The organism is Salmonella sp. SJTUF15570 (assembly GCF_043357055.1).
In the GTDB taxonomy this organism is placed as follows: Bacteria; Pseudomonadota; Gammaproteobacteria; order Enterobacterales; family Enterobacteriaceae; genus Salmonella; species Salmonella enterica.
This window is the reverse complement of record NZ_JBEUKJ010000018.1, coordinates 57,205-73,448: the sequence shown is the minus strand read 5'-3', so window position 1 is coordinate 73,448 and position 16,244 is coordinate 57,205. Positions and strand designations below refer to the sequence as shown.

The following is a 16,244-nucleotide window of genomic DNA, read 5'->3' as shown; positions in this document are numbered from 1 at the left end:
CAGTTATTAAAACCCCTTTTGATTTGTTAAAACATCTTGCGGTCTGGCAACTGCAAAAGTTCAACAAGAAATCAAAAGGGGGTCCCAATGGGGGACGAAAAGAGCTTAGCGCACACCCGATGGAACTGTAAATATCACATAGTTTTCGCGCCCAAATACCGAAGACAAGCGTTCTATGGAGAGAAGCGTAGGGCAGTAGGCAGCATATTAAGAAAATTGTGTGAATGGAAAAACGTACGAATTCTGGAAGCGGAATGTTGTGCAGATCATATTCACATGCTTCTGGAGATCCCGCCGAAGATGAGTGTGTCGAGCTTCATGGGATATCTGAAGGGTAAAAGTAGTCTGATGCTTTACGAGCAGTTTGGGGATCTAAAATTCAAATACAGGAACAGGGAGTTCTGGTGCAGAGGGTACTATGTCGATACGGTGGGTAAGAACACGGCGAAGATACAGGACTACATAAAGCACCAGCTTGAAGAGGATAAAATGGGTGAGCAATTATCGATCCCTTATCCGGGCAGCCCGTTTACGGGCCGTAAGTAACGAAGTTTGATGCAAATGTCAGATCGTATGCGCCTGTTAGGGCGCGGCTGGTAAGAGAGCCTTACAGGCGCATCTGAAAAACCTCCGGCTATGCCGGAGGATATTTATTCGTCTGTTGAAACTGCTCTCAGAGAGGAGGTTGAAGCACGCTTACACGCGTCCCTGGCATGGCCCCGTCAATACGTTGAGATAGCCCTACATACATACTCATGTATGTCCTCTCTGGTGATCTCCCTGCGTCAGGTTCACTCCACCGATTACGAGATCATCTTCGTTCATTGAAGCCAGTAGTTGCTCAGCTATAATCTGAAATGCTTGTATCTGTTATCCCCCTCCATATCTTTTGCTCAAGTAGTTTTATCTAATCTTCCTTTGCACTGAGCCGAATATCTAAGGAAGAGATTAATGAGTTTATTTTTCGATCGTGCTGGATTGATTGCTGAATTGCGCACATCCAATTTGAGCTCTGCTATTCAGGAGAAAGTCGTGCAACAGGCACGTGCTGCTATTGCATTTAAACGTTGTCTGCGGGATATGGAAACAGTAAAGGTGGGGGCATCGCGGTTGGGCGGTCTACCCGACTGGCCATTAGGACAAAGCTGGCCTATACGAAAAAAATCGGTTAATGCCACATCTCGCGTACTAAAGCTGAAAGCTGAAAAAACGCGAAATGCCAGGTTTGTTCATGAAATGAAAATGAGTTATGAGCTGCTCAATGAAGGGCGTAAGCTGCTTGGGCAGCCAGCGGAAGATTTTGACGAGGAAAAGTATCGGTTAGTGCAGCAGCGGTTATTAACCGAAATTGACATCCGCATAGAGAATCAGTTGGTTGATTTTCCGCTTGCTTTCGTTGCCCAACTAAACTTGAGTGACCTGGCGTTACTCCCGGGGTTTGATCCACTGCTTCCCAGGCGGGGGTTATTGAGCTTCTTTGTCGATGTTACCTGGGAAGATCGGCAGCCCTTTGTTTTCTGGCACGATGTTGAGGTAGATACATTAAGCACGCTAGCTGTGCCAGATGACTTGCTGGCTTTTTACAATAAGATTGAATTTCGTGAACCATGGCAATTGTGTACACAGGTTGAGTGCCTGGAACCTCTTTCCGTTATCAGTGTTTCGTCAGTCTGCGAGGGGTTAAGCGTTACGCAGCAGAAAGCGTATGAATCATGGTATGACGCGTTAAGTGATTACGAACAGGACAACCCGTATCGAGTTGATGCCTGCTATTCCGGCGATCTTCTGGGAGGGTGGACAATTCCTCTCCAACGTAGTGTGGAAGATGAACTGAATCAAAATGATACAAGGTGGCGACAGCTTTTTAGCTGGGATGAAGAAATTCATTCTACAACAGCATTACTGGCTGTCGCTGGGCCGGATTTTGGCGGGGGCATTGACTATATAATGATGACTGAAAAAGACATGGCTGCACAATGCTTTGACAGGGTGCGAAATGTTGTCCAGTTAGATTAACCGGCAAATCAGCCATTTGCATCAACCTGGGGTGATATTCACAAAAAAGGCCGCTTTCGCGGCCTGTTGCATCAACGACGCGGGCTTATTTGCCTTTGTTTTCCAGATTCTCAACCTGCGGCAGACCGGTCGCGGAAGAGGCGGTTAACAGACCGGCTTTCGCGTAGCCGAACAGCTTCTCGCGGGTATCGGTAATGTCCAGATTACGCATGGTCAACTGACCGATACGATCGTCTGGTGAGAACACGGACTCGCCTTTCTCCATGGTCAGACGCTCAGCTTTATAGGTCAGGTTGTCTGACACGGTGTTCAGGATGGAGTAGTCGTTGCCGCGACGCAGTTCCAGCGTCACTTCACCGGTAATCTGGCTGGCGACCCAACGTTGCAGGCCGTCACGCAGCATCAGCGCCTGAGAGTCGAACCAGCGGCCCTGATACAGCAGTTTACCCAGTTGACGACCATGTGAATGATACTGTTCAATGGTGTCTTCGTTGTGAATACCGGTCAACAGACGCTCGTAAGCGATGTGCAGCAGTGCCATTCCGGGGGCTTCATAAATACCGCGGCTTTTTGCTTCAATGATGCGGTTTTCAATTTGGTCGCTCATACCCAGGCCGTGACGGCCGCCGATGCGGTTCGCTTCCAGCATCATCTCAACATCATCGCTGAAGGTTTTACCGTTCAGGGCAACAGGGTGACCCTGCTCGAAGCGGACGGTCACAACTTCTGCCGGGATCTTCACGCTCTCGTCCCAGAACTTCACGCCCATAATCGGGTTGACGATCTTGACGCTGGAGTTAAGAAACTCCAGATCTTTCGCTTCATGCGTGGCGCCGAGCATGTTGGAGTCGGTGGAGTAGGCTTTTTCGACTGACATCTTATAGTCGAAACCGCAGGCAATCATAAATTCAGACATCTCATGGCGACCACCCAGCTCATCGATAAAGTCGGTATCCAGCCACGGTTTGTAAATCTGTAATTCAGCATTCGTCAGCAGGCCGTAACGATAGAAACGTTCAATATCGTTGCCTTTATAGGTACTGCCGTCGCCCCAGATATTCACGCCGTCTTCTTTCATCGCGGCGACCAGCATCGTGCCGGTTACGGCACGGCCCAGCGGCGTGGTATTGAAATAGGTCAGTCCGCCAGTCGTATTATGGAAAGCGCCGCACTGAATCGCTGCGATCCCTTCTGCAACCAACTGCTTGCGGCAATCAATCAGGCGAGCATTCTCTGCGCCATACTCCATTGCGCGACGAGGAATGGCGTCATAGTCATCCTCATCCGGTTGTCCCAGATTCGCAGTATAGGCATATGGGACAGCTCCTTTTTGTCGCATCCACAGCAGCGCGGCGCTGGTGTCCAGACCGCCGGAAAAAGCGATACCAATACGTTGACCTGCTGGAAGATGCTTAAGAATCGTCGTCATAGAATAGAACCCTGCTTGATTGACTGATAATGAGATCGGTTTCTGCTTTAGTGCATTTTTATGCAAAATAAATGAGTTTTCATTTAATCATCTTTTAGCAGAGACAGGAAGCGTTTAGTGAAGGTTTACTGAAATAACGTTGTGACATGCGTGTATAAGCCGGAGAGGTGGGATGAGTATAACGAAGAGTGATATTCATTCATCTGCATATTGGGAATAGGGTTGACATAACTCATGCCAGGTCACTATACTGTGCGCAGATTTTACGTCCCGTCCTCGGTACCAAATCCCAGCAGTATTTGCAAATTTTGCCCAAAACGAGTAGAATTTGCCACGTTTCAGGCGCGGGGTGGAGCAGCCTGGTAGCTCGTCGGGCTCATAACCCGAAGGTCGTCGGTTCAAATCCGGCCCCCGCAACCACTTTCCCTTAGAGTTCTTTTTCAAATATACTGTGAAGATTATGTCCTTCGTAGCTGGATTTGAAAAAAATTCTTTCGGAAGGTACACCAGACCGCCGTTGCGGTTATAGGGTTCAGTTATCTAAAGCCCCGATTTATCGGGGTTTTTTGTTATCTGACTACAGAATAACTGGGCTTTAGGCCCTTTTTTTATGTCTTGGGGGTGGGCTTGTCCACATTAGAGCAAAAATTAACAGAGATGATTACAGCGCCAGTTGAAGCCTTAGGCTACGAGCTGGTCGGCATCGAATTTATTCGCGGTCGCACATCCACACTGCGCATCTATATTGATAGTGAAGATGGCATCAATGTTGATGATTGTGCTGATGTGAGCCACCAGGTAAGCGCGGTGCTGGACGTTGAAGATCCTATCTCCGTGGCTTACAACCTTGAAGTCTCGTCACCGGGTCTCGACCGTCCTATGTTCACTGCCGATCATTATGCGCGTTTCCAGGGTGAAGAAGTCGCGCTGGTTCTTCGCATGGCGGTACAGAACCGTCGCAAGTGGCAGGGCATTATCAAAGCGGTGGACGGTGAAATGATTACCGTCACAGTCGAAGGCAAAGATGAAGTGTTCGCGCTGAGTAATATCCAGAAGGCGAACCTGGTTCCCCACTTTTAACAGTCTGGATGAGGTGAAAAGCCCGCGATGAACAAAGAAATTTTGGCTGTTGTTGAAGCCGTCTCCAACGAAAAAGCGCTGCCACGCGAAAAAATTTTTGAAGCGCTGGAAAGTGCGCTGGCGACAGCAACAAAGAAAAAATATGAGCAGGAGATCGATGTTCGTGTAGAAATCGATCGTAAAAGCGGTGATTTTGATACTTTCCGCCGTTGGTTGATCGTTGAAGAAGTGACCATGCCGACGAAGGAAATTACGCTGGAAGCGGCGCGTTTTGAAGACGAAAGCCTGAATGTCGGCGACTATGTTGAAGATCAGATTGAATCTGTCACCTTTGACCGTATCACCACGCAGACTGCGAAACAGGTTATCGTACAGAAGGTCCGTGAAGCTGAACGCGCGATGGTTGTCGATCAGTTCCGCGACCAGGAAGGCGAAATCGTCACTGGCGTGGTGAAGAAAGTGAACCGCGACAATATCTCTCTGGAAATTAAATCCGAAGGGATGGCCGGTAACGCTGAAGCGGTGATTCTGCGTGAAGATATGCTGCCGCGCGAAAACTTCCGTCCTGGCGACCGTATTCGCGGCGTGCTGTACGCTGTTCGCCCGGAAGCGCGTGGCGCGCAGCTGTTCGTCACCCGTTCCAAGCCGGAAATGCTGATCGAACTGTTCCGCATCGAAGTGCCGGAAATCGGCGAAGAAGTGATTGAAATTAAAGCGGCGGCTCGCGATCCGGGTTCTCGTGCGAAAATCGCAGTGAAAACCAACGACAAGCGTATCGATCCGGTCGGCGCTTGCGTGGGGATGCGCGGCGCGCGCGTTCAGGCGGTCTCTACCGAACTGGGCGGTGAGCGTATCGATATCGTGCTGTGGGATGATAACCCGGCGCAGTTCGTCATTAATGCGATGGCGCCGGCAGACGTCGCGTCTATCGTGGTGGACGAAGATAAACATACCATGGATATCGCCGTTGAAGCCGGTAATCTGGCGCAGGCGATCGGACGTAATGGTCAGAACGTCCGCCTGGCTTCGCAATTGAGCGGCTGGGAACTCAACGTAATGACCGTTGATGACTTGCAGGCTAAACATCAGGCTGAAGCACATGCCGCTATCGAGATCTTTACTAAATATCTTGATATTGATGAAGAGTTCGCGACCGTTCTGGTAGAAGAAGGTTTCTCCACGCTCGAAGAACTGGCCTATGTGCCAATGAAAGAACTGCTGGAAATTGACGGCCTTGATGAGCCGACCGTTGAAGCACTGCGCGAGCGTGCTAAAAACGCACTGGCCACTCTGGCGCAGGACCAGGAAGCAAGCCTCGGTGATAACAAACCGGCTGACGATCTGCTGAATCTGGAAGGATTAGATCGCGATATGGCTTTCAAACTGGCGGCTCGTGGTGTTTGTACGCTGGAAGATCTCGCCGACCAGGGCATTGATGATCTGGCTGATATCGAAGGGTTGACCGACGAAAAAGCCGGTGAGCTGATTATGGCTGCCCGTAATATTTGCTGGTTCGGCGACGAAGCGTAATAAACTGTAGCAGGAAGGAACAGCATGACAGATGTAACCCTAAAAGCGCTGGCCGCAGAGAGACAGGTTTCCGTGGATCGCCTGGTACAGCAGTTTGCTGATGCAGGTATCCGGAAATCTGCTGACGACTCTGTGTCCGCACAAGAAAAACAGACTTTACTGGCGCACCTGAACCGCGAAGCGGTTTCTGGTCCCGATAAACTGACGCTGCAGCGTAAAACGCGCAGCACCCTGAATATTCCTGGTACCGGTGGAAAAAGTAAATCGGTACAAATCGAAGTCCGCAAGAAGCGCACCTTTGTGAAACGCGATCCGCAAGAGGCTGAACGCCTGGCCGCGGAAGAGCAGGCGCAGCGTGAAGCGGAAGAGCAAGCCCGTCGTGAGGCAGAAGAACAGGCCAAACGCGAGGCGCAACAAAAAGCTGAACGCGAGGCCGCAGAACAAGCTAAGCGTGAAGCCGCTGAAAAAGCGAAACGTGAAGCTGCGGAAAAAGACAAAGTGAGCAATCAACAGACTGACGATATGACCAAAACCGCCCAGGCCGAAAAAGCCCGCCGTGAGAATGAAGCTGCAGAGCTGAAGCGTAAAGCGGAAGAAGAAGCACGTCGCAAACTCGAAGAAGAAGCGCGTCGTGTAGCAGAAGAAGCTCGCCGCATGGCGGAAGAAAACAAATGGACCGCAACGCCTGAGCCAGTAGAAGACACCAGTGACTATCATGTCACCACTTCTCAGCACGCGCGCCAGGCCGAAGACGAAAACGATCGTGAAGTTGAAGGCGGTCGTGGTCGTGGCCGTAATGCAAAAGCGGCGCGTCCGGCGAAAAAAGGCAAACATGCCGAATCCAAAGCCGATCGCGAAGAAGCGCGTGCTGCGGTTCGCGGTGGTAAAGGCGGCAAGCGTAAAGGGTCTTCTTTACAGCAAGGCTTCCAGAAGCCCGCTCAGGCCGTTAACCGTGACGTGGTGATCGGTGAAACCATCACCGTTGGCGAACTGGCGAACAAGATGGCGGTTAAAGGCTCTCAGGTCATCAAAGCGATGATGAAGCTGGGTGCTATGGCCACCATCAACCAGGTTATCGACCAGGAAACCGCACAACTGGTTGCCGAAGAGATGGGCCACAAAGTTATCCTGCGTCGTGAAAACGAACTGGAAGAAGCGGTAATGAGCGACCGTGATACCGGCGCCGCGGCTGAACCGCGCGCACCGGTTGTGACCATCATGGGCCACGTTGACCACGGTAAAACCTCTCTGCTGGACTACATTCGTTCCACGAAAGTAGCCTCTGGCGAAGCGGGCGGCATTACCCAGCACATCGGTGCTTACCACGTTGAAACTGACAACGGGATGATCACCTTCCTGGATACCCCGGGTCACGCCGCGTTTACTTCTATGCGTGCTCGCGGCGCCCAGGCAACGGATATCGTGGTTCTGGTGGTAGCGGCAGACGACGGCGTGATGCCGCAGACTATCGAAGCTATCCAGCACGCGAAAGCGGCAGGTGTGCCGGTCGTGGTTGCGGTGAACAAAATCGATAAGCCGGAAGCCGATCCGGATCGCGTTAAGAACGAACTGTCCCAGTACGGCATTCTGCCGGAAGAGTGGGGCGGCGAGAGCCAGTTCGTTCACGTGTCTGCGAAAGCAGGTACCGGTATCGACGAACTGCTTGACGCTATCCTGCTGCAGGCCGAAGTTCTGGAACTGAAAGCGGTACGCAAAGGTATGGCGAGCGGTGCGGTTATCGAATCCTTCCTGGATAAAGGTCGTGGTCCGGTGGCTACCGTTCTGGTACGCGAAGGTACGCTGCATAAGGGCGATATCGTGCTGTGTGGCTTCGAATACGGCCGCGTGCGTGCGATGCGTAACGAACTGGGTCAGGAAGTGCTGGAAGCGGGTCCGTCCATTCCGGTGGAAATCCTCGGCCTGTCCGGCGTTCCGGCTGCGGGTGACGAAGTGACCGTCGTTCGCGACGAGAAGAAAGCGCGTGAAGTTGCTCTGTATCGTCAGGGTAAATTCCGTGAAGTTAAACTGGCGCGTCAGCAGAAATCTAAACTCGAGAACATGTTCGCCAACATGACCGAAGGCGAAGTTCACGAAGTGAACATCGTGCTGAAGGCCGACGTACAGGGTTCTGTGGAAGCGATCTCCGACTCCTTGCTGAAACTGTCTACCGACGAAGTGAAAGTGAAGATCATCGGTTCTGGCGTAGGTGGTATCACCGAAACCGACGCGACCCTGGCTGCGGCGTCCAACGCCATTCTGGTGGGCTTCAACGTTCGTGCCGATGCCTCTGCGCGTAAAGTGATCGAATCTGAAAGCCTGGATCTGCGTTACTACTCCGTCATCTATAACCTGATCGACGAAGTGAAAGCGGCGATGAGCGGTATGCTGTCTCCGGAACTGAAACAGCAGATCATCGGTCTGGCTGAAGTGCGCGATGTGTTCAAATCGCCGAAATTCGGCGCGATCGCGGGCTGTATGGTTACCGAAGGTACGATTAAACGCCATAACCCAATCCGCGTTCTGCGCGACAACGTGGTTATCTATGAAGGCGAGCTGGAATCCCTGCGCCGCTTCAAAGATGACGTTAACGAAGTCCGTAACGGCATGGAATGTGGTATCGGCGTGAAGAACTACAACGACGTTCGCGTTGGCGATATGATCGAAGTATTCGAGATTATCGAGATCCAACGTACCATCGCTTAATCTTCGTCGTCTTTTGGGCCGCAACGGCGTTGGCTGCGCTCGCTCACCCCGGTCACATAGTTATCTATGCTCCCGGGGATTTACGAGCTTGCCGCCTTGTTGCAATCCAAAATCCTTAGAAGATGATTAGGCGTAGGCCGGGTAAGCGAAGCGCCACCCGGCAAGAAATTTAAAAAGGGGCTTATGGCCCCTTTTTTGTCTTTATTCTGGAGAATTTATTATGGCGAAAGAATTTGGTCGCCCTCAGCGCGTAGCGCAAGAGATGCAGAAAGAGATCGCGCTCATCCTGCAACGCGAAATCAAAGATCCACGTGTAGGTATGATGACCACCGTATCGGGTGTTGAAATGTCCCGCGATCTGGCATACGCCAAAGTATTCGTGACGTTCCTCAACGATCAGGACGAAGCGGCTGTGAAAAACGGCATTAAGGCCCTGCAGGAAGCGTCTGGTTTCATCCGCAGCTTGCTGGGTAAAGCGATGCGTCTGCGCATCGTACCGGAACTGACCTTCTTCTACGACAACTCGCTGGTGGAAGGGATGCGTATGTCCAACCTGGTGACTAACGTGGTGAAACATGACGAAGAACGTCGTGTGAACCCGGACGACAGCAAGGAGGACTGATGAGTCGTCCTCGTCGTCGTGGCCGCGACATTCACGGCGTTCTGCTGCTGGATAAGCCGCAGGGTATGTCCAGCAATGACGTGCTGCAGAAAGTTAAGCGCATCTACAATGCCAACCGCGCCGGGCATACCGGCGCGCTGGACCCGCTGGCGACCGGCATGTTGCCGATTTGCCTCGGCGAAGCGACAAAATTTTCGCAGTACCTGCTGGATTCTGACAAACGCTATCGTGTTATTGCCCGTCTGGGGCAGCGCACGGATACCTCTGACGCCGATGGTCAAATCGTGCAGGAGCGTCCGGTGACTTTCAGCGCTGAGCAGCTTGCGAGCGCGCTGGAGACCTTTCGTGGGGATATCGAACAGATTCCCTCGATGTATTCGGCGCTGAAGTATCAGGGCAAGAAGCTGTACGAATATGCCCGCCAGGGTATCGAAGTGCCGCGCGAAGCCCGCCCGATTACCGTCTATGAGCTGCTGTTTATTCGCCATGAAGGTAACGAGCTGGAGCTGGAAGTTCATTGCTCCAAAGGCACCTATATTCGTACCATTATTGATGATTTAGGTGAGAAACTGGGCTGTGGCGGGCACGTAACGTACCTGCGTCGTCTGACGGTCAGCAAGTATCCGGTGGATCGTATGGTGACGCTGGAGCATTTGCAGACGCTGGTAGCACAGGCGGAACAGCAGGGCGTTCCGGCGGCGCAGTTGCTCGATCCTTTATTGATGCCAATGGACAGTCCAGCTTCGGACTATCCTGTTGTTAATCTGCCGTTAACATCTTCGGTATACTTCAAAAATGGCAACCCGGTTCGTACCACGGGCGCGCCGTTGAAGGGACTGGTTCGTGTGACGGAAGGTGAAGACGATAAATTTATCGGTATGGGCGAAATTGACGACGAAGGCCGTGTCGCGCCACGTCGGCTGGTAGTAGAGTACCCAGCGTAATGTCGCTTCGTCTTGCGATAAGAGAGCGCTGCGAGTAGAATACCGCCGCTTAACGTCGCGTAAATTATTTAACAGTTTACGCGGCGTACACTGGGATCGCTGAATTAGAGATCGGCGTCCTCTCATTCTTAAATACTTTGGAGTTTTAAAATGTCTCTAAGTACTGAAGCTACAGCTAAAATCGTTTCTGAGTTCGGTCGTGACGCAAACGACACCGGTTCTACCGATGTTCAGGTTGCTCTGTTGACTGCACAGATTAACCACCTGCAGGGTCACTTTGCAGAGCATAAAAAAGATCACCACAGCCGTCGTGGTCTGCTGCGTATGGTTTCTCAGCGTCGTAAACTGCTCGACTACCTGAAACGTAAAGATGTTGCACGCTACACCGCGCTGATTGAGCGTCTGGGTCTGCGTCGCTAATTCTTTCGAGTTTCAGAAAGAGGGGGCCTTCATGGCCCCTTTTTTCCAGCAGATGGCAGCAATTCGCTGGAAACTAATGTATTGTTGCTATGAATGATCTTCCGTTGCAGAGGTTCGCGCGGCTAATGAGAGGCTTTACCCATATCAGGGTTAGGGTTGTCATTAGTCGCGAGGATGCGCAGAAGATCGGGTATTAACGACGGCGCGTATTATGCCGTCAAAAATTGGAAAGGATATTATTTTGCTTAATCCGATCGTTCGTAAATTCCAGTACGGTCAGCATACCGTTACGCTGGAAACTGGCATGATGGCGCGTCAGGCCACTGCCGCTGTTATGGTAAGCATGGATGACACCGCCGTATTCGTTACCGTTGTCGGCCAGAAAAAAGCCAAGCCAGGCCAGGACTTCTTCCCACTGACCGTTAACTATCAGGAGCGTACCTACGCTGCTGGTCGTATCCCGGGCAGCTTCTTCCGTCGTGAAGGCCGTCCAAGCGAAGGCGAAACCCTGATCGCGCGTCTGATTGACCGCCCGGTTCGTCCGCTGTTCCCGGAAGGCTTCGTTAACGAAGTGCAGGTTATTGCGACCGTCGTTTCCGTTAACCCGCAGGTTAACCCAGACATCGTTGCCATGATCGGCGCATCTGCTGCGCTGTCGCTGTCCGGCATTCCGTTCAACGGCCCAATCGGCGCGGCGCGCGTAGGTTACATCAATGACCAGTACGTGCTGAACCCGACCCAGGACGAGCTGAAAGAAAGCAAGCTGGACCTGGTGGTTGCCGGTACCGAAGCGGCTGTGCTGATGGTGGAATCCGAAGCTGAACTGCTGAGCGAAGACACTATGCTGGGCGCGGTGGTATTCGGTCACGAGCAGCAGCAGGTTGTTATCCAGGCGATCAACGATCTGGTGAAAGAAGCCGGTAAACCGCGTTGGGACTGGCAGCCGGAAGCCGTCAACGACGCGTTGAACGCGCGTGTTGCTGCGCTGGCTGAATCTCGTCTGAGCGACGCGTACCGCATCACCGATAAACAAGAGCGCTATGCTCAGGTTGACGTAATCAAATCCGAAACCATCGAGCAGCTTATTGCAGAAGATGAAACTCTGGATGCTAACGAGCTGGGCGAAATCCTGCACGCTATCGAGAAAAACGTGGTGCGTAGCCGCGTACTGGCAGGCGAGCCGCGTATTGATGGCCGTGAAAAAGACATGATCCGTGGTCTGGACGTGCGCACTGGCGTACTGCCGCGTACTCACGGTTCCGCTCTGTTTACCCGTGGTGAAACGCAGGCGCTGGTTACCGCAACTCTGGGTACTGCCCGTGACGCGCAAGTGCTTGATGAACTGATGGGCGAGCGTACTGACAGCTTCCTGTTCCACTACAACTTCCCTCCGTACTCCGTAGGCGAAACCGGCATGGTCGGTTCTCCGAAGCGTCGTGAAATTGGTCACGGTCGTCTGGCGAAGCGCGGCGTGCTGGCAGTGATGCCGGACATGGATAAATTCCCGTACACCGTTCGCGTGGTGTCTGAAATCACCGAATCCAACGGTTCTTCCTCTATGGCTTCCGTGTGCGGCGCTTCTCTGGCGCTGATGGACGCTGGCGTGCCAATTAAAGCCGCCGTAGCAGGTATCGCTATGGGTCTGGTGAAAGAAGGCGACAACTACGTTGTACTGTCTGACATTCTGGGCGACGAAGATCACCTGGGCGATATGGACTTCAAAGTGGCGGGTTCCCGCGACGGTATCTCTGCGCTGCAGATGGATATCAAAATTGAAGGTATCACCAAAGAGATCATGCAGGTTGCGTTGAACCAGGCTAAAGGTGCGCGTCTGCACATCCTGGGCGTGATGGAACAGGCGATCAACGCGCCGCGCGGCGATATCTCTGAATTCGCGCCGCGTATCCATACCATCAAGATCAGCACGGACAAGATCAAAGACGTGATCGGTAAAGGCGGTTCTGTGATCCGCGCGCTGACTGAAGAGACCGGCACCACCATCGAAATCGAAGATGACGGTACTGTGAAGATCGCGGCGACCGACGGTGAAAAAGCGAAATACGCTATCCGTCGTATCGAAGAGATTACCGCGGAGATCGAAGTCGGCCGTATCTACAATGGTAAAGTGACCCGTATCGTTGACTTTGGCGCGTTTGTTGCCATCGGCGGCGGTAAAGAAGGTCTGGTTCACATCTCTCAAATCGCGGATAAGCGTGTAGAGAAAGTGACCGACTATCTGCAGATGGGTCAGGAAGTCCCGGTTAAGGTTCTGGAAGTTGACCGCCAGGGCCGTGTACGTCTGAGCATTAAAGAAGCAACCGAGCAGTCTCAACCTGCGGCTGCGCCGGAAGCTCCGGCGAGCGAACAGGCCGAGTAAGGTAGCCTTTTGCCCTCCGCAGTGCGGAGGGCTTTAGACCTGGCTGGACGCCTTGTTGAGCCACCGGGGAACAGGACGTTCATTCAATCGTTGTCTTCGGGAGTGGGAAATGAAGCCTTTTTTGCGCTGGTGTTTCGTTGCGACAGCACTTACGCTTGCAGGATGCAGTAATTCCGCCTGGCGTAAAAGTGAAGTCCTCGCAGTACCATTGCAACCGACTTTACAGCAGGAAGTGATTCTGGCGCGTATGGAACAGATTCTTGCCAGTCGGGCTTTAACCGATGACGAACGCGCACAGCTTTTATATGAGCGCGGAGTGTTGTATGATAGTCTTGGTTTGAGAGCATTAGCGCGAAATGATTTTTCACAAGCGCTGGCAATCAGACCGGATATGCCTGAAGTATTCAATTACTTAGGCATTTATTTAACGCAGGCAGGCAATTTTGATGCTGCCTATGAAGCGTTTGATTCTGTACTAGAGCTTGATCCAACTTACAACTACGCGCACTTAAACCGCGGTATCGCATTGTATTACGGCGGCCGTGATAAGTTAGCGCAAGATGATCTGCTGGCGTTTTATCAAGACGATCCCAATGATCCTTACCGCAGCCTGTGGCTGTATCTTGTTGAGCAGAAGCTTAACGAGAAGCAGGCGAAAGAAGCGTTAAGAGCACGCTTCGAAAAATCGGATAAAGAGCAATGGGGATGGAACATTGTCGAGTTCTACCTAGGCGACATTAGCGAAGCAACGCTGATGGAAAGGCTCAAGGCGGACGCAACGGATAACACCTCGCTCGCTGAGCATCTCAGTGAAACCAACTTCTATTTAGGTAAGTATTACCTAAGTCTGGGGGATTTGGACAGCGCCACGGCTCTGTTCAAACTGGCGGTGGCCAACAACGTTCATAACTTTGTTGAGCACCGATACGCATTGTTGGAATTATCGCTCCTGGGCCAGGACCAAGATGACCTGGCAGAATCGGACCAGCAATAGCTGACGAACATATCAGCCCGTAATCTTTTTGATTGCCATCACCTTCGCGGGTGAGGGCGTTGTTGTTCGTTAATACACCTACTTTGAGCCGGTTCACACTTTTCAATGAAAATTGCAGATCAATTTCATGATGAGTTATGTAGACTGGCCGCCATTAATTTTGAGGCACACGTACTACATGGCTGAATTCGAAACCACTTTTGCAGATCTGGGGCTGAAGGCTCCTATCCTTGAAGCCCTTACCGATCTGGGTTACGAAAAACCATCTCCAATCCAGGCAGAGTGCATTCCGCATCTGCTGGGCGGTCGCGACGTGCTGGGCATGGCCCAGACCGGTAGCGGCAAAACCGCAGCGTTCTCTTTACCGCTGCTCAACAATCTTGATCCTGAGCTGAAGGCACCTCAGATTCTGGTGCTGGCGCCAACCCGCGAACTGGCGGTACAGGTTGCCGAAGCCATGACGGATTTCTCTAAACACATGCGCGGCGTAAACGTGGTTGCCCTGTACGGCGGTCAGCGTTATGACGTGCAGTTACGCGCCCTGCGTCAGGGGCCGCAGATCGTTGTCGGTACGCCGGGACGTCTGCTTGATCACTTAAAACGCGGCACCCTCGACCTCTCTAAACTGAGTGGTCTGGTGCTGGATGAAGCCGACGAAATGCTGCGTATGGGCTTCATCGAAGACGTTGAAACTATTATGGCGCAGATCCCGGAAGGTCATCAGACCGCTCTGTTCTCCGCCACCATGCCGGAAGCGATTCGTCGCATTACCCGCCGCTTTATGAAAGAGCCGCAGGAAGTGCGCATTCAGTCCAGCGTGACTACCCGTCCTGACATCAGCCAGAGCTACTGGACTGTCTGGGGTATGCGTAAAAACGAAGCGCTGGTGCGTTTCCTGGAAGCGGAAGACTTTGATGCGGCGATTATCTTCGTACGTACCAAAAACGCGACCCTGGAAGTAGCAGAAGCGCTGGAACGTAGCGGCTACAACAGCGCCGCGTTGAATGGCGATATGAACCAGGCGCTGCGTGAGCAGACTCTGGAACGCCTGAAAGATGGTCGTCTGGACATCCTGATCGCCACCGACGTTGCGGCACGTGGTCTGGACGTTGAACGTATCAGCCTGGTGGTGAACTACGATATTCCGATGGACTCCGAGTCCTACGTTCACCGTATCGGTCGTACCGGCCGTGCGGGTCGCGCCGGTCGCGCGCTGCTGTTCGTTGAGAACCGCGAGCGTCGTCTGCTGCGCAACATCGAACGCACCATGAAGCTGACCATTCCGGAAGTGGAACTGCCGAACGCAGAACTGCTGGGTAAACGCCGTCTGGAAAAATTCGCCGCGAAAGTTCAGCAGCAACTGGAAAGCAGCGATCTGGATCAGTACCGTGCGCTGCTGGCGAAAATCCAGCCGTCTGCTGAAGGTGAAGAGCTGGATCTCGAAACGCTGGCCGCCGCACTGCTGAAAATGGCGCAGGGCGAGCGTCCGCTGATTCTGCCGCCGGATGCGCCGATGCGTCCTAAGCGTGAATTCCGTGACCGTGATGACCGTGGTCCGCGCGATCGTAATGACCGTGGCCCGCGTGGCGACCGTGAAGAACGTCCGCGTCGTGAACGTCGTGACGTTGGCGATATGCAATTATACCGCATTGAAGTGGGCCGTGATGACGGCGTTGAAGTTCGTCATATCGTGGGCGCTATCGCTAACGAAGGCGACATCAGCAGCCGTTACATTGGTAACATTAAGCTGTTCGCGTCTCACTCCACCATCGAGCTGCCGAAAGGTATGCCGGGCGAAGTGCTCCAGCACTTCACGCGTACCCGCATTCTGAACAAGCCGATGAATATGCAGCTGTTGGGTGATGCGGTTCCGCACGCGGGCGGCGAACGTCGCGGCGGTGGTCGTAGCTTCAGTGGCGAACGTCGTGAAGGCGGTCGTAATTTCAGCGGCGAACGTCGTGAAGGTGGTCGTGGTGATGGTCGTCGCTTCAGCGGCGAGCGTCGTGAAAGCCGTGGTCCGCGTCGTGATGACTCTACCGGTCGCCGTCGTTTCGGCGGTGATGCGTAACTCACGCTGACCTGCGCATTCACAGCGTAAAGTAAAATATACAGCCCCGATCGTCACAATC

Annotated in this window: 13 protein-coding genes and 1 tRNA gene; 13 read left to right on the top strand and 1 reads right to left on the bottom strand. The window is 52.8% G+C overall.

The features are described 5' to 3' along the window. Positions 1-87 precede the first annotated feature (87 nt). Positions 88-546, top strand: coding sequence for an IS200/IS605-like element IS200F family transposase (gene tnpA, locus ABVN44_RS23240; RefSeq protein ID WP_000502119.1), 459 nt, complete (start codon positions 88-90; stop codon positions 544-546). A gap of 405 nt (positions 547-951) precedes the next feature. Continuing rightward, complete coding sequence (locus tag ABVN44_RS23235; protein ID WP_000051504.1) at positions 952-2,016, top strand: DUF1963 domain-containing protein; 1,065 nt, start codon at positions 952-954, stop codon at positions 2,014-2,016. A gap of 85 nt (positions 2,017-2,101) precedes the next feature. Here the strand turns inward: ABVN44_RS23235 and argG are convergent, their stop codons facing one another. Beyond that, on the bottom strand, positions 2,102-3,445 hold the full coding sequence (gene argG, locus ABVN44_RS23230) for an argininosuccinate synthase (protein ID WP_000207654.1): 1,344 nt from the start codon (positions 3,443-3,445) through the stop codon (positions 2,102-2,104). 343 nt (positions 3,446-3,788) lie between these two features. Between argG and ABVN44_RS23225 the strand changes: the two genes are divergently transcribed. The 11 genes from ABVN44_RS23225 (at position 3,789) to deaD (ending at position 16,183) form a co-directional block, all read left to right on the top strand. Then, positions 3,789-3,865, top strand: a tRNA-Met gene (locus ABVN44_RS23225). 207 nt (positions 3,866-4,072) lie between these two features. Beyond that, positions 4,073-4,525, top strand: a complete 453-nt coding sequence (gene rimP / locus ABVN44_RS23220; protein WP_000105461.1) for a ribosome maturation factor RimP — start codon at positions 4,073-4,075, stop codon at positions 4,523-4,525. A 27-nt stretch (positions 4,526-4,552) separates the two neighbouring features. Beyond that, entirely contained in the window at positions 4,553-6,055 is a 1,503-nt protein-coding gene (gene nusA / locus ABVN44_RS23215) for a transcription termination factor NusA (protein WP_001031038.1), read from the top strand. 24 nt (positions 6,056-6,079) lie between these two features. Beyond that, positions 6,080-8,758 (top strand): translation initiation factor IF-2, encoded by a 2,679-nt coding sequence (gene infB / locus ABVN44_RS23210; protein ID WP_000133064.1) that lies wholly within the window; start codon positions 6,080-6,082, stop codon positions 8,756-8,758. Between the two features lie 220 nt (positions 8,759-8,978). Then, positions 8,979-9,380: a 30S ribosome-binding factor RbfA gene (rbfA, locus tag ABVN44_RS23205; RefSeq protein ID WP_001040208.1), complete on the top strand. Its 402-nt coding sequence runs from the start codon at positions 8,979-8,981 to the stop codon at positions 9,378-9,380. After that, a complete protein-coding gene (truB, locus tag ABVN44_RS23200) occupies positions 9,380-10,324 on the top strand; it encodes a tRNA pseudouridine(55) synthase TruB (protein WP_023232325.1) in 945 nt (314 codons plus the stop codon). Before rbfA ends, truB begins: the two co-directional genes overlap by 1 nt. Positions 10,325-10,474: 150 nt before the next feature. Then, positions 10,475-10,744 carry a 30S ribosomal protein S15 gene (gene rpsO / locus ABVN44_RS23195; RefSeq protein ID WP_000059465.1) on the top strand — a complete coding sequence of 90 codons (270 nt, stop codon included), beginning with the start codon at positions 10,475-10,477 and terminating at the stop codon, positions 10,742-10,744. A 241-nt stretch (positions 10,745-10,985) separates the two neighbouring features. Further along, positions 10,986-13,121 (top strand): polyribonucleotide nucleotidyltransferase, encoded by a 2,136-nt coding sequence (gene pnp / locus ABVN44_RS23190; protein ID WP_001670767.1) that lies wholly within the window; start codon positions 10,986-10,988, stop codon positions 13,119-13,121. A 109-nt stretch (positions 13,122-13,230) separates the two neighbouring features. After that, complete coding sequence (gene nlpI, locus ABVN44_RS23185; RefSeq protein ID WP_023232324.1) at positions 13,231-14,115, top strand: lipoprotein NlpI; 885 nt, start codon at positions 13,231-13,233, stop codon at positions 14,113-14,115. A gap of 105 nt (positions 14,116-14,220) precedes the next feature. Beyond that, on the top strand, positions 14,221-14,301 hold the full coding sequence (gene yrbN / locus ABVN44_RS23180; protein ID WP_010723222.1) for a protein YrbN: 81 nt from the start codon (positions 14,221-14,223) through the stop codon (positions 14,299-14,301). Then, entirely contained in the window at positions 14,294-16,183 is a 1,890-nt protein-coding gene (deaD, locus tag ABVN44_RS23175) for an ATP-dependent RNA helicase DeaD (protein WP_000807248.1), read from the top strand. The genes yrbN and deaD overlap by 8 nt, the downstream gene beginning before the upstream one ends. The last annotated feature ends 61 nt before the right edge of the window (positions 16,184-16,244 follow it).